The sequence below is a fragment of the Kribbella orskensis genome, assembly GCF_004342085.1.
GTDB classification, from domain to species: domain Bacteria; phylum Actinomycetota; class Actinomycetes; order Propionibacteriales; family Kribbellaceae; genus Kribbella; species Kribbella orskensis.
Map to the genome: position 1 here is coordinate 204,486 of NZ_SLWM01000004.1, position 13,275 is coordinate 217,760.

The 13,275-nt window shown below is 67.8% G+C and carries 10 protein-coding genes; 9 read left to right on the forward strand and 1 reads right to left on the reverse strand.

Features of this window, described 5'->3' with window-relative positions; translation table 11 throughout:
• The first annotated feature begins 22 nt into the window (after positions 1 to 22).
• From EV644_RS13225 to EV644_RS13240, 4 genes are read left to right on the forward strand one after another with little or no spacing between them, the layout of a single operon-like run.
• Positions 23 to 502 carry a hypothetical protein gene (locus tag EV644_RS13225; RefSeq protein ID WP_132188539.1) on the forward strand — a complete coding sequence of 160 codons (480 nt, stop codon included), beginning with the start codon at positions 23 to 25 and terminating at the stop codon, positions 500 to 502.
• An 18-nt stretch (positions 503 to 520) separates the two neighbouring features.
• Entirely contained in the window at positions 521 to 1,849 is a 1,329-nt protein-coding gene (locus EV644_RS13230) for a hypothetical protein (RefSeq protein ID WP_132188540.1), read from the forward strand.
• Positions 1,850 to 1,856: 7 nt separating this feature from the next.
• The gene (locus tag EV644_RS13235) at positions 1,857 to 2,717 is read left to right on the forward strand and encodes a trypsin-like serine peptidase (protein ID WP_132188541.1); all 861 of its coding nucleotides are present in this window, start codon (positions 1,857 to 1,859) and stop codon (positions 2,715 to 2,717) included.
• Between the two features lies 1 nt (position 2,718).
• Positions 2,719 to 6,534, forward strand: coding sequence for a M15 family metallopeptidase (locus EV644_RS13240; protein ID WP_132188542.1), 3,816 nt, complete (start codon positions 2,719 to 2,721; stop codon positions 6,532 to 6,534).
• Positions 6,535 to 6,540: 6 nt separating this feature from the next.
• Here EV644_RS13240 and EV644_RS13245 read toward each other — a convergent pair whose 3' ends face one another.
• Positions 6,541 to 8,322, reverse strand: a complete 1,782-nt coding sequence (locus tag EV644_RS13245) for a sigma-54-dependent Fis family transcriptional regulator (RefSeq protein ID WP_132188543.1) — start codon at positions 8,320 to 8,322, stop codon at positions 6,541 to 6,543.
• A gap of 169 nt (positions 8,323 to 8,491) precedes the next feature.
• Here EV644_RS13245 and EV644_RS13250 point away from each other — a divergent pair, with 169 nt between their 5' ends.
• From EV644_RS13250 to mimD, 5 genes are all read left to right on the forward strand, one after another.
• Positions 8,492 to 8,737 (forward strand): hypothetical protein, encoded by a 246-nt coding sequence (locus tag EV644_RS13250; protein ID WP_132188544.1) that lies wholly within the window; start codon positions 8,492 to 8,494, stop codon positions 8,735 to 8,737.
• A 187-nt stretch (positions 8,738 to 8,924) separates the two neighbouring features.
• Positions 8,925 to 10,574 carry a ferritin family protein gene (locus tag EV644_RS13255; RefSeq protein WP_132188545.1) on the forward strand — a complete coding sequence of 550 codons (1,650 nt, stop codon included), beginning with the start codon at positions 8,925 to 8,927 and terminating at the stop codon, positions 10,572 to 10,574.
• Between the two features lie 77 nt (positions 10,575 to 10,651).
• Positions 10,652 to 11,725, forward strand: coding sequence for an NADH:ubiquinone reductase (Na(+)-transporting) subunit F (locus tag EV644_RS13260; protein ID WP_132188546.1), 1,074 nt, complete (start codon positions 10,652 to 10,654; stop codon positions 11,723 to 11,725).
• On the forward strand, positions 11,722 to 12,903 hold the full coding sequence (locus EV644_RS13265) for a ferritin family protein (RefSeq protein ID WP_132188547.1): 1,182 nt from the start codon (positions 11,722 to 11,724) through the stop codon (positions 12,901 to 12,903). The genes EV644_RS13260 and EV644_RS13265 overlap by 4 nt, the downstream gene beginning before the upstream one ends.
• Positions 12,900 to 13,271 (forward strand): propane 2-monooxygenase effector subunit MimD, encoded by a 372-nt coding sequence (mimD, locus tag EV644_RS13270; protein WP_132188548.1) that lies wholly within the window; start codon positions 12,900 to 12,902, stop codon positions 13,269 to 13,271. Before EV644_RS13265 ends, mimD begins: the two co-directional genes overlap by 4 nt.
• Positions 13,272 to 13,275 lie beyond the last annotated feature (4 nt).

Genomic DNA, 13,275 nt, shown 5'->3' on the forward strand with positions numbered 1-13,275 from the left:
CTTGCCTGGAAGGAAACCCATCGTGGCCACCAGCACAACACCACCGTTCGAGGAGCTCCTGGAAGCCCTCCGGGCGATCGAGAAGGCACTCAAGGACCCGAAGTCGCGGGCTTTGAGCACCGAGGTACCGGCCAACGTCGCGGCCAACCATCTCGACTACCTGGCGATCCGCGAGCTGATGGGACGGGATCGCCGTCCTCCCGACCCCGCCACGTCGCTCGTGTTCGCGGCCTCGCGAACCCGGCGCGGAAACACCAACTTCTCCACCATCAGGATCTACACCGCACCGGCCGAGGCCACGCAGCTGGCTGTGTTCGCGACCGCCGGACCGGCCACCGAGATCGTCGCACTCCCCGACGGCGGAGTGGACAAGACCAGCGGCGAAGAGTTCGTCGACGTCGACCTGTCGGTCGTGACCAACGACCGGCCCATCATCCGGCTGGAGCTGTTGCGTGAAGACGGCTATCCGCTCCGGCTGGGTCCGCGCCTGGCCGCGGTCTGAGGACTCGAAAGGACACTCATGTTCCGCAACCTGGCTCGCCTGCTCCCGCTCCCCGAGCAGCTGTTCGACATCCATCCGCTTCAGCTGAGCCGATGGCTCGACGAGGCCTGGGCGACGGCCTCGACGGTGCCGGACATCGGCATCAACGTCACGCCCCCGCCACCGACGCCGCCGGCGCCGTTCCTCGGTGATCCGGCGATCATCGCCGCGATCGACCTGCCGCTGCCCTCGCCGACCGGCCGGCCGTTCCCGGTGCCGTCGGGCATCACCACCGGGTCGGTGGAGACGTTCTCCGGGGTGCCGTTCCCGTTCCCGACCTCGCCCGGCCTGATCGCGGACCACCTGATCTACGCCTATCTGCTGGAGTCCACCGGGGTGGTCGAGATCATGGCCGAGGTCGTCCGGCGGTTCGCGGTGGGCGAGACGCTCAACCCGGTGGGCATCGCGGCGACCCGGTGGCTGCGCACCACCGAGGAGCTGTTCTTCCGCGACCCGCCGCTGTACTCGATCCAGGGCATCGTCAGCGAGATGCGACCGGACCAACGAATCAACCGGCGCAACGCGTACTGGCGGATGTTCGGCCTCGAACCGCCACACTCGATCCCGTCCCGCTGGGCGCGGTCCGGCCTGCCGGCCGAGGCGTGGAAGCAGGACACCGGCGGCGGCGTTAACAGCGGCTTCCGGGAGAAGTGGACGGAACTGCTGCGCCAGGTCTGGCTCGGCTTCGAGAACGCCAACAACGGCATCGGGCCCAACGCCACCGACAAGGAGTACGTCGCCTTCCTCTGCACCGCGCTGCGCGACATGATGGCGATGCGACGGCGCGGGGCGATGCTGGCGCGCGAGGAGTTCACCTATGTGGCGTACCTCAGCTACTTCCACCTGACGCTGGACACCGGCAGCACCACCGAGACCCCGATCGTGAGCGACCTCGACGCGCGCGGTCCGGGACCCGCCGAGCGACTCGAGAAGATCGCCGCCAAGGTCGGCATGACGCCCGCGGCCAGGTCACGCGAGCTGTTCGAGCTGGCCGACCTGATGTCGGGTCTGCTGCGCGCGATCGAGCTCAACGTGTTCACCACCGGCGACCAGGCCGAGCTGCTCTACCTCAACCTCGGCACGAACCAGACGCTGCTGCAGGACATGAATCGCATCATCGACCTGTGGCAGTCCGCCACCGGCGACCGGGTGAAGGACAGGCCGTCGGGCACCCGGCCACAACCTGTGCGGCTGCCCAACCCGGCGTCCCCCGGAGTCGCACCGCCACCACCGCCGCCGACCGCGCCGGTGATGGTCACTGGGACTCCCCCGGCGCAGGCCCTGGCCGCGCAGAACGGCCACGGGTAGCCGCACCATGCGCTCGCCGTTCGCCACCGAGTGGCTGACCCCGGCCGCCGGGCAGCAGGACTATGAGGTGATCCCGCCCGACGAACGCGTCCGGATCCGCAACACCTTGCAGGTGCCGTTCCGTTGGGTGTGTTCGCTCGACATCACCCGCGGAAGCACGCTGTCGCGCGGCTCGGGTTTGCTGGTCGGACCGCGACAAGTGCTGACTGCCGCGCACAACATCTACAACGCCGAAGGTCAGCGACCGGACGCAGTACAGGTCGCGCCGGCCCGCAACGGCATGGACCTGCCGTTCGGACGGTTCAAGGCGAGCGCCTTCACCGTAAGCAGCCGCTACCTCCAGCAACCGCGGCCCGGCAGCAGGTTCGACGTCGCGCTCGTCACTCTGGAATCCGACGCGTCCGCGGCCAGGTCCCGCGCGCTCGGTGGTGCCCAGCTCGGCTACTGGGGAAGTCCGGTGAACGGAGCCCTGACCGACCTCTCTCCCCTCGACAGCGGCTTCCTGGGCGGCCGTCCGGTGACCGTGTGCGGGTTCCCCGGCGACAAGTGCGACGGCGACCCCTGCGACCCGGTCAGAGGGTGGACCCGCGAGCAACAGGCCAACACGATGTGGTCGCACTTCGGCAGCGCCTCCTTCAGCGCCGGCCTGCCGGGCCTCATCCTGTACGCCGCGGACACGTCCAAGGGCCAGAGCGGATCGCCCGTGTGGATCAGGTTCACCAGCGGGCGACGGTCACTGGTCGGGGTCCACGTCGACGCGCACCGCGTGGTGGACGCCAACACCGGCCAGGTTCGGGTCACGGCCAACCGTGGTGTGTTCCTGGACAAGGAGCTGATGGCGCTCGTGCACAGCTGGTTGGGGCGTTGAGATGAGTCAGACGTTCTCCTTCGAGGAACCCACGTCGCCGTTCCGCCTGGAGGCCGCGGTGGTCGAGACCTTCGGCGAGGCGGAGTACGCCGAGCCGGAGGTGCCCGATCGGGAGCTGGAGCTCTTCGAGTCCCTGCAGGCCGACATCGAGTCCGAGGTCGCGAGCGAGCAACTCGAGCCGGCCGTCGGGTACGAGGAGGTGGAAAGCCCGGCCGACGAGTCACTCGAGCCGAGTGACGAGGAGTTCGAGGCGACGGCCGACGAGTACGAGGCCTACCAACCCGCGGACGAATACGAAGCCGCCGACGCCTACGAACCCGCCCACGAAGCACTCGAGCCGGCGGGCGACGAGGACGAGTACGCGGCGTACCGACCCTCGGTCGGCGAGAGCGAGGCCGAGCATCCGGTGACGCGCTTCTTCCGAGTGCCGCTCGCGGCGGTCGAGGCGCTGGGCAAGGGCTCGTACGCCGCCGCCCTCACCCTGCTGGGTGCGGTCGGCCATCGCAGCGAGAACGACCTCACCAACGTGATCTTCTACTTCCGCCATCCGGACGTGCTCGGTCGCAAGATCCAGCCGGACGAGCGCGACCTGCAGCGCGAGTGGATCCACATCCGGGACACGATCGTCCGTCCCACGCTGCAACGCCGTACGGCCTCCGTGTCCTCACCGGATCGGGCCGGGCGCAGTTCGATTCCGTCCAGCGGCCTGCGTTGGTACGGGCCGGGTGAGGCGACACCTGAGCTCCTGACCTTCCTGCGCGCCGTCTACGAGCGGCAGGTCACCCTGTCCGAAGGAGCGTTCGTCGACACGCTGCCGAAGTCCGCGCTGAGGACCATCGAAGGCGAACACCGAGCACGGATCCCCGCGGCCGATGCGGCCATCAGGATGGTCGCCGCGGCCCGAGCCGACCTGGTGAAGGAAGGCCAGACCGGCGTCGCGGTCGGTATCACCAGCGCGTACCGGTCTGCCGACGAGCAGTTCGCCATCTGGCAGGGCAAGGGCCACGGCGGCAAGCGCGGCTTCCCGCACTACTACCGCATCACGGCCGAGCAGCGGCGGGCGACCGGGGACGAGCACGGACCGGCAGCGGTGAACCTGCTCGCGAAGGTGATGAAGAAGTGGATCGCCGCGCCGGGCTACAGCAATCACCAGGACGGCCTGGCGTTGGACCTCGGCACCGCGCCAGAGGGCAAGCCGCTCGGCAAGATCGGCCGCAGAGCCTGGTTCCACCGCTGGCTGGTGGACAACGCCGAACGGTTCGACTTCCGCCCCTACACCACCGAGACCTGGCACTGGGTGTACCGGCCGAAGCCGACCGGATCGGCCGAGGAGGCGGCCTGGCGTCCCGACGAACTGCCGGCGCTCGTCAGCGCGGACGACAGCTTGCCTGACGAGTCCGTGACCACCGAGGCCGACAGCGAGGACGACGGCGAGTCCGATGACGACGAGAGCGACAGCGAGGACGGGACGGAGTACGAGGAATTCGCGCCCGAGGCGGATCTCGCCGCAGTCGCGGTGCGGTCGGAGAACCCCGTCGAGAACGACCGGCTCCACGTCGATCCCCGCTACGGATGCGATCAGGACGACGTAGTACCGCCCGTGTGGCTGCTGTCGGATCGACTCCGCGCTCTGCTCCGGCAGAAGAGTCACGACAGCGAGGACCGGGCGGTGCTGCAGCGGGCGGTCGAGCGTCAGTTGCGGACGGCAACGATGTACGACATCGTCCGGCAGATCGTCGCGCACGCCACCAGTCCCGGGCGGCTGACGGTCTACGCGCTGCTGTTCCCGGGCGAGGCACGCGACAACACCGGGATCAAGGACCTCAACGACAAGGTGCTCGGCTACACGCTCCAGCAGCAGTACATCGCTCGCCGCCACGAGGAGATCAAGCGCATCTTCCACCCGCAGTTCGTCGTCGCCGGCCAGGACTACAAGATCGCCGTCTTCGTCACGTGGGAGCAGAACCGGCCGGAGTACGATCGCCGCCTGCACCAGCTCGACCAGAAGCTGCGCGAACTGCTGCTGAAGGACTTCCTGCCCAGATCCACCAAGGAGGGCGCCAAGGAGCTCCGCCGGGTGCTGGAGAAGAACCCCGACTACCGCTTCGACGTGTACTACGGCATGGACACGCTCGAGGTCGGCGTGAGCGGGCAGCAGGTGCTCACCGCCGTCCACCTGCTGCTCACCCAGGCCCTCAAGGCCGCGGCCGTGGGGCGTTACATCGCCAAGGGCCAGTCGACGAAGGCACGCGTCGCCCGCCGGTTCGGCGAGAACGCGAGTCCGGATCGCAAGGTCGACCCGCGGGGCAAGGCGTTCGGCCAGGCGGAGTTCCTGAAGGTGGCGAGCGCGGCGCCGGCGATCAAGGCGTTCATGCTCAAGGCGCCGATCGAGCACACGCCGGTCTCGGACTACAACACGATCTACGTCGACACCGTGTGGACCCAGGCGTTCTACCCGCGGCAGAGCACCGGTGACCGCGACATGATCAGGGCTGTCCGGAAGAAGGATCTCCAGAAGCCTTCGCTGCCGAACGTCAAGTACACGTTCGCCGCGCAGAAGGAGCTGCTGGAGCTGTGGCTGGTGACGTTGAACCTGGTCGACTTCATCAAGGACTTCCTCGACCGGGAGTTCACCGGCGTCGTGGTCGACCAGCACGACCGGGCCGTCCAGGTGCTCGACAACCTCCGCGACGCCAAGCGCCCGGTCGACCGTGAGCGGACCGAGCGCTTCCTCACCGAGGACGTTCGCACCAAGCGGCTGGCCGTGCTCGGCACAGCCTCGGAGTACCAGTACTACGCCGAGGCCGCCGACCACGACGCGCGCATCCTCTTCGTGCTGGACGTCGTCGACCTCGGGGTCGAGGTGATGTCGATCTACGACCGGACCAACGCCAAGATCCTCGACGAACGCCTTGCCGGTGAACGGCTGATGCACGAGACCTTCCGGTGCACCGACGGGATCACCCAGCTGCGACGCTCCACCCACGAGCTCGTGGTCACCACCTTCAGGCGGTACCACGAGTTGTTGAAGCGGGGCGACGGAACCACGGCGGCCCGGGCAGCCTTCGGCACCGCACCGGCGAAGCTCGGCGACTTCGCCGACGACGTCCAGATCATGCTCGGCGGCGACGAGATCATGGTGGCCGCGCATCCACGGTTCGCGGCGTACGTCGCCAACCTCGTGGCCGACCTGTCCGCGACGGCCCCGGGTCCGGCCGGCACGAGCCAGGCGGCCGACGCACCGCACCTCCGGATCCGTGCGGGTGTCGCGTTCTCGGCGGCGTCCGCCTCGGGTGAGCGCAAGGCCCGGCAGTTGGCGCACAACCAGGCGATGTGTCTCGCCGACGAGTCACACGGCCTACTCAAGGCGCTGGAACGCCGGCACCGACGGATCGAGCGGCTGCTGGTGAAGCTGGACGCGATCGCGGACAAGCGTTCGAAGGTGCCCGAGTACCGCCGGCAGCTCGACGCGCTACGACTCGACAGGCTCTTCACCCGGGTGAAGTTCGCGCGGCCGGTGCTGCTGCCGAAGAAGCGCGCCGACGCCCTCGTCCGGGCCTGGCGGCAGGGCGATTGGCCGACCGTCGACACCGACGTGGCCGAGCTGGTCGGTCACGACGGCAAGGTCGTCGACCGCCGGCGCCTGCTCCAAGCCGCGAGCAACCTGGAAGCATCCGTCCGCAAGGACGTAGGCAAGGCGAACATCCACATCGACCCGCCCCCCGCGGTAAAGATCCCGGCGCCGAAACCGGACAAGGACGACACGATCCGCACCCTCCTCCGCCCCCTGCTCACCCCGTTCCGAGTTCCGATCTGATCGCGGTCAGCGGATGCCGTAGTCGTGGATTTTTCGGTAGATGGTGGCTCGGGACATGCCGAGGGCTCGGGCGGCGTCGCTTCTGTTGCCGTTGTTGTCGAGGAGGCTGCGGATGATCGCGTCGCGTTCCAGGGCTTCCAGTTGGCTGAGGCTGCGGCGGCTGGTCGCCTGGTGGTCGGCCGGCAGGTCGGCCAGGACGATGACGCCGGTGCGTCGCCGGTGCTGGACGATCTGCTTCATGACCTGGCGGAGCTCCGCGGTGTTGCCCGGCCAGGCCGATCGCAGCAGTTGCTGCATCGCTTCCGGCGAGCAGCTCAGGTCGCCGTGGCTCAACTGGCTCAGGAAGAACGGCACCAGCTCACGAACGTCGTCGATGTGGTGCCGTAGCGGTGGCACATCGACGGTGAGGGGGAACAACGTCAGCAACTCGCCCAGGTCGGGCTGGTTCGAGCCACCGGTCGTCAGCGTCAGCGCCACCCACGGCGGATCCGACAGCCGGCGCTCGCGGCTGCTGTACAGGGCGCCGATCAGTTCGTCGAGCCGGATCTGGCCGAGCCGTTCGACGTGGCGGATCACCAGCGACCGGACGATGTCGTCGGTCAGCTCCGCCTCGACGTCGTCCGCGAAGTCATCCGCCGCATCGGTGGCGTCCAGCACCCGCAGCGACCTCGTCCGGCTGTTCTGCCGATGGGCCGCCCGCGCGAGGGCCAGCTTCCCGGACCCTGCCTCGCCGCTGAGCACGATCCAGTTTCCGGAGCGATAGGCGTTGTCCACCTCGCGGCTGCAGGCGAGCCAAGGACCACTTCTGCCGACGATGCCGGGCAGGTCCGGGCGCGGTGGTGGCCGGTGCGCGCTGACCGCCAGATCGAGACCGGACGCCTGCGGTGTGACCTGGAGGACGGCTGCGGTGGCCCGTGCCCCCTCGGGCACCGGCCGGCAGCTGATCCGGACCCGGCTCCCGCTCGGGAGTTCCACCAAGGCCACGGCGCGGGCCTCGGCCAGCATCTCGGTGGCATGCGCGAGGACGGCCGCCTGGTCGCTGCCGTCGAGATTCTGCTTCGCGGTGGCGTTCATCAACAGCAGGTCGTCGGCGAAGGCGAGCACCATGTCGGAAGACCGGCGTCCGGCCTGCAGGTACTCCTGGAGCAGCTCCAGCTCGCGGGCCGAGCTGTCACTCATCAGGGCCGCGCGGATCTGGTCCGCGGTGGTCTTGGCCAGCGTGATCAGCAGCGATCCGGCGTCCTTGCGCCAGCAGGTGAGGTCGATGGCACCCACGATCTTGCCGCTGACCGGGTGTTTGATCGGTACCCCGGCACAGGCGAGGTCCTCGAGATCCTCCGCGTAGTGCTCGTGCCCGAAGACGTGCATCGGGCCACCGCGCTCGAGGGCCGTGCCGATACCGTTGGTTCCCGCGAACTGTTCGGAGTAGCTGAAGCCCGGCGCGAGGTGGACCTGGTCCAGGTGTCTGCTCAGCTGGGTATCGGCGGTCAGGCGTCGCAGTACCAGGCCGTTGCGTTCGGTCAGGATGACGCTGATCGGCTGTCCGTCGAGGTGCTCGCGGAGCCGGCGCAGTACTGGGGTCGCGCTGCGGGCCAGGGGCTGGTCGAGGTCGGGGTCCGCGACGTACGGCAGGTCGATCCGGTCGGCGGGGAGGTTGCGCCGCCGGGAACGCACCCAGGAGGCCAGCACCGGACGGCGTACGTCGCCTACCGGGAACGCGTCGAAGGTCAGAAAACTCAGCCGGGCCTGGGCGGTCCGGCGGCCTGACACGGGTTCCACTTCGTCCACGAGGCCTCCTGGCGACCGGCCGGGAGACCCTGTTGGATGTGGAGGCCTCCCCCACCGGTGGCATCGCTCCTTTCAGCGTAGTGCTTCGCGAGCATCTGGTTGTCTCAGATTGAGACAGCCGGTTCCGTCGCCCAGGCGTCTGATGAGAGGGACCGGATAGGAGTAGCGGATGGACGACGACATTCCTGCCGACGAGACCTACAACCCGTGGACGATCGTGAACGCGGTCTTCCGCGAACTGGCCGATGCCGGCCTGCATCCGGTGCTCGGAGCGGCGGGCGATCCGAGCGAAGCAGCCGCCGCTCTGCTCGTCGCGCTCGGCATCCGGCCGTCCACCCATGGTGATGTACGGCCCCTGCAGGACGCGAAGAACGAACTCGCCGAGCTCCGGCAGGCCATGTTCGGAGACTCCTGACGCAAGAGGTGTCTCAATTTGAGACCTCCCGCCGGGCACGGCGGCGATCTACTTACACCAAACGCTAGCAAGACGTGGGCTCGCGCCGCGGGCCCACGCCCGCAGAGCCCCGCGGCCTGGACGGCACCGAGATGCCGGACCGGTGGGTGGGGCCAGGCCCGCGGCCACAGCAAGCGTGAGGAGTGCCATGAGTCGCCAGAGTGTGGCTAAGGCCCACCAGAAGATCCAGGAACTCTCCTGGGAGCCCGCGTACCACGAGCCCGTTTCGCAGTACGGGACCGACTACTCGTTCCAGAAGGCTCAGAAGAAGGACCCGCTGAAGCAGGTCCTGCGGTCGTACTTCCCGATGCAGGAAGAGAAGGACCACCGCGTGTACGGCGCCGCGGACGGAGCCATCCGCGGCAACATGTTCCGCCAGGTGCAGGAGCGCTGGCTGGAGTGGCAGAAGTTGTTCCTGAGCATCATCCCGCTGCCGGAGATCTCGGCGGCCCGGGCGATGCCGCTGCTGTTCCGGACGGTGCCGAACCCCGAGCTGCACAACGGCCAGGCGATCCAGATGATCGACGAGGTGAGGCACTCGACGATCCAGCAGAACCTCAAGCGCCTGTACATGAACAACTACATCGACCCGGCGGGCTTCAACTCCAGCCTGCGCAACTTCCAGAACGACTACTGCGGCACCATCGGCCGGCAGTTCGCGGAAGGCTTCATCACCGGCGACGCGATCACGGCGGCGAGCATCTACCTCACCATCGTGGCCGAGACCGCCTTCACCAACACGTTGTTCGTCGCGATGCCCGCCGAGGCGGCCGCGAACGGCGACTACCTGTTGCCGACCGTGTTCCACTCGGTGCAGTCCGACGAGTCGCGGCACATCAGCAACGGCTACGCGACCCTCCTGATGGCCCTGTCCGACGAGGGCAACCACCAGCTGCTCGCCCGCGACCTGCGCTACGCCTGGTGGAACAACCACCGGGTCGTCGACGCGGCCATCGGCACCTTCATCGAGTACGGCACCAAGGACCGGCGCAAGGACCGGGAGAGCTACGCCGAGATGTGGCGCCGGTGGATCTACGACGACTACTACCGCAGCTACCTGGTACCGCTGGAGAAGTACGGCCTGGAGATCCCGCACGACCTGATCGAGGAGTCCTGGAACCAGATCTGGAACAAGGGCTACGTGCACGAGGTGGCCCAGTTCTTCGCCACCGGCTGGCTGGCGAACTACTGGCGGATCGACCCGATGACCGACAAGGACTTCGAGTGGTTCGAGTTCAAGTACCCAGGCTGGTACGAGAAGTACGGCAAGTGGTGGGAGAACTACAACCGGCTGTCCATGCCGAACGGTCACAAGCCGATCGTGTTCGAGGACGTCGACTACGAGTACCCGCACCGCTGCTGGACCTGCATGGTGCCGTGCCTGGTCCGCGAGGACATGGTGATGGCGAAGGTCGACGGCCAGTGGCGCACGTACTGCCACGAGATGTGCAAGTGGACCGACGAGACGGCGTTCCGGCCGACGTACCAGGGCCGGCAGACGCCGAACATGGGCCAGCTGATCGGCCACCGTGAGTGGGAGACGCTGTACCACGGCTGGAACTGGGCTGACGTGGTGTCCGACATGGGATTCGTCCGCGACGACGGCAAGACGATGGTCGCGCAGCCGCATCTCGACCTGAACCCGGACAAGATGTGGACCCTGGACCACCTGCGGCGGTGCCCGCCACTGCAGAGCCCGAACGTGCTGCTGAACGAGATGTCCGACGACGAGCGGACGGCCTTCGCAGCCCGCTATGTCCGCGGCGGACCTGCCGGACGGGCTCCTGCCGACGGCTGACCGCGCAACGTCACGCGGGAGGGCAGGTATCCCTGCCCTCCCGGCATCCCTTCCTGTCAGCGCGACTGTGAGGAGCCATGGGCGACAAGCACGTCGTACGGTTCGAGCCCGTCGGCATCGAGATCGAGGTCGACGAGAATCAGACGATCCTGCGGGCGGCGGCCGAGCAGGGCGTGATGCTGATGCACGGCTGCAAGGAGGGCCAGTGCTCGTCGTGCAAGTCGTTCGTGCTCGACGGTGACGACATCGAGCTCGAGCGGTACTCGACGTTCGCGCTGCCGGAGTACGAGCTGAACGAGGGTTACACGCTGCTCTGCCGGGCGCATCCGTACGAGGACCTGACGATCGAGCTGCTCAACTACGACGAGGACATGATCCGGTCCGGGCTGCCGATCCAGGAGGCCGTCGCCGAGGTGGTCGCGAACGACGCGGTCACGCACGACATGCGGCACCTGGTACTGCGGTTGCTGGAGCCGGGCGAGCTGAAGTACTTCCCGGGCCAGTACGTCGACATCGCGGTACCGGGGACCGAGGCCACCCGGTCGTTCTCGATGGCGAACACGTCCAGCCGTGACGGCGGACTGCTCGAGTTCGTGATCAAGATCTACCCGGGCGGGTTGTTCTCGGCGTACCTGGACGAGAGCGTGTCGCCTGGTGACCGGCTCGATCTGACCGGCCCGTTCGGGGTCTTCACGTTGCGGGACAACCTCGACGCGCGGCTGGTCTTCCTCGGGGGCGGAGCCGGGATGGCGCCGATTCTCGCGCTGCTCCGGTCGATGGCCGAGCGGGCGATCGACCGGCCGGCGACCTACTACTACGGGGCGCGCGCCAAGCGTGACCTTTGTTTCGACCAGGAGCTCCGGGCGCTGGCCGAGACTTTGCCGAACTTCCGCTACGTGCCGGCGCTGTCCGAGCCGGCCGACAACGACGAATGGGACGGCGAGGTCGGTCTGATCACCGACGTCGTCGCCCGGCACGAGGAGGACCTGGCCGGCGCCGACGCGTATGTCTGCGGCCCGCCGCCGATGGTCGAAGCCGCGCTACCCCTGCTGGAACGGCTGGGCGTCGCGCAGAAGCGAATCTTCTACGACAAGTTCACCACCACCGGCGACGCCGGTGATCCCAAGGTGCTGGAGGCAGATACCAGATGACGGCCACACAGGACTCCCCCCAAGTACGGAGCGTGCCGAAGCCGGTCTTCACCGATGCTGAGGCCGGCGCCAAGGTGTTCCCGGACTCGACGGAACGTCACTTCAACTACTACACGCCGCAGAAGCGCAAGCAGAGCCACTACGAGGACGTCACCGTCGAGGTGCAGCCGGACCCACGGCACTACCTCAGCCAGGGCTGGCTGTACGGGTTCGCTGACGGCCGTGGTGGTTACCCGCTCGACTGGACCGTACTGAAGGCCTGGGGCTCAGACCGGCCCGAGCCGGCGCGCGGCCCCGGTACCGGCGGCAAGGGCTACGACTGGCCGGCGACCGGCTGGCACGAGTTCCGGGACCCCAACGAAGAATGGGAGATGACGCTCTACCGGTACAACTCCAACGTCGTCCGGCAGGTGACCCAGAACGTCGAGGCGGCCCGGCAGTCCAAGGCCTTCGAGCAGTGGAACCGCAACTGGATCCGCTTCATCGAGCACCACGTCGGCGCGTGGATGCACGTCGACCACGGCCTGGGTCTCTACCTGTTCGCGAACGCGAACCGGCGGGCTCCGACCAACATGCACAACAACGCGATCTCGGTGAACAGCATGCACCGGATCCGCGCCGCGCAGGACCTCGCGCTCTACAACCTGACCCTGAGCGAGGAGCTGCCCGACTTCGACGGCAGCGCGCACCTGGAGACCTGGAACTCCGACCCGGCCTGGCAGGGCGTGCGTGACCTGGCCGAGCAACTCACCGGGATCGACGACTGGTGCGAGGCGATCTTCGCCGCCAACGTCGTGTTCGAACCGCTCGTCGGCGAGCTGTTCCGCAGCCAGCTGGTCCAGCAGGCCTCCCCCGGCAACGGTGACTTCGTGACGCCGACGGTGGTCGGCGCGGCGGAGTACGACTTCGCCGAACGCGACCTGCGCTACACCAGGGCGATGTTCGAGCTGCTGACCGCGGACAAGGAGTTCGCCGACCACAACAAGGCGATCCTGCAGGACTGGCTGTCCGACTGGACGACCCGCGCGATCGAGGCGGCCCGGACGATGCAGCCGCTCTGGTCGCAGCCGGACAGCAAGCCACCACGATTCGAAGACGGGCTGGACCGGGCGAAGAGCCGCTTCAGCGGCATCGTCATCGGACTCGGCCTCGAGGAGCCCAAGGAGCTGGCACAGTGACCACCGCCTTCACCACCGCAGAGAGTCCGTTCAAGTCCGACAGCACCGCGTCCAACCGGTGCGGATTCACGCTGATGAACAACCAGGTCGGGGAGGTCGTCGCCGAGGTGATGGGTCAGAACGACAACGTCACCCTGATGCCGCTGCCGTCGATGATCAGGGTCGACGCGGTCGGCAAGATGGAGGTCGTCTACGACGAGATCTCCGAGGCCCTGGGCGAGGAGCCGGGCTACTTCGACCAGGCCGAGTTCGAGGAGAACATGTCGACGCACTACGGCCGGATGATCCACACCGACGACCGGACGATCCTGGTCGCCAACCCCGAGGACGCCGCCGAGTATCTCGGCTTCGACCTCAGGGCGGTCTGAGAAA

What these genes read in the sequence shown, in the direction of transcription:
- EV644_RS13230 (WP_132188540.1), top strand. Translation starts at nt 521, where the DNA reads ATGTTCCGCAACCTGGCTCGCCTGCTCCCGCTCCCCGAGCAGCTGTTC.
- EV644_RS13235 (WP_132188541.1), top strand. Translation starts at nt 1,857, where the DNA reads ATGCGCTCGCCGTTCGCCACCGAGTGGCTGACCCCGGCCGCCGGGCAG.
- EV644_RS13240 (WP_132188542.1), top strand. Translation starts at nt 2,719, where the DNA reads ATGAGTCAGACGTTCTCCTTCGAGGAACCCACGTCGCCGTTCCGCCTG.
- EV644_RS13250 (WP_132188544.1), top strand. Translation starts at nt 8,492, where the DNA reads ATGGACGACGACATTCCTGCCGACGAGACCTACAACCCGTGGACGATC.
- EV644_RS13255 (WP_132188545.1), top strand. Translation starts at nt 8,925, where the DNA reads ATGAGTCGCCAGAGTGTGGCTAAGGCCCACCAGAAGATCCAGGAACTC.
- EV644_RS13260 (WP_132188546.1), top strand. Translation starts at nt 10,652, where the DNA reads ATGGGCGACAAGCACGTCGTACGGTTCGAGCCCGTCGGCATCGAGATC.
- EV644_RS13265 (WP_132188547.1), top strand. Translation starts at nt 11,722, where the DNA reads ATGACGGCCACACAGGACTCCCCCCAAGTACGGAGCGTGCCGAAGCCG.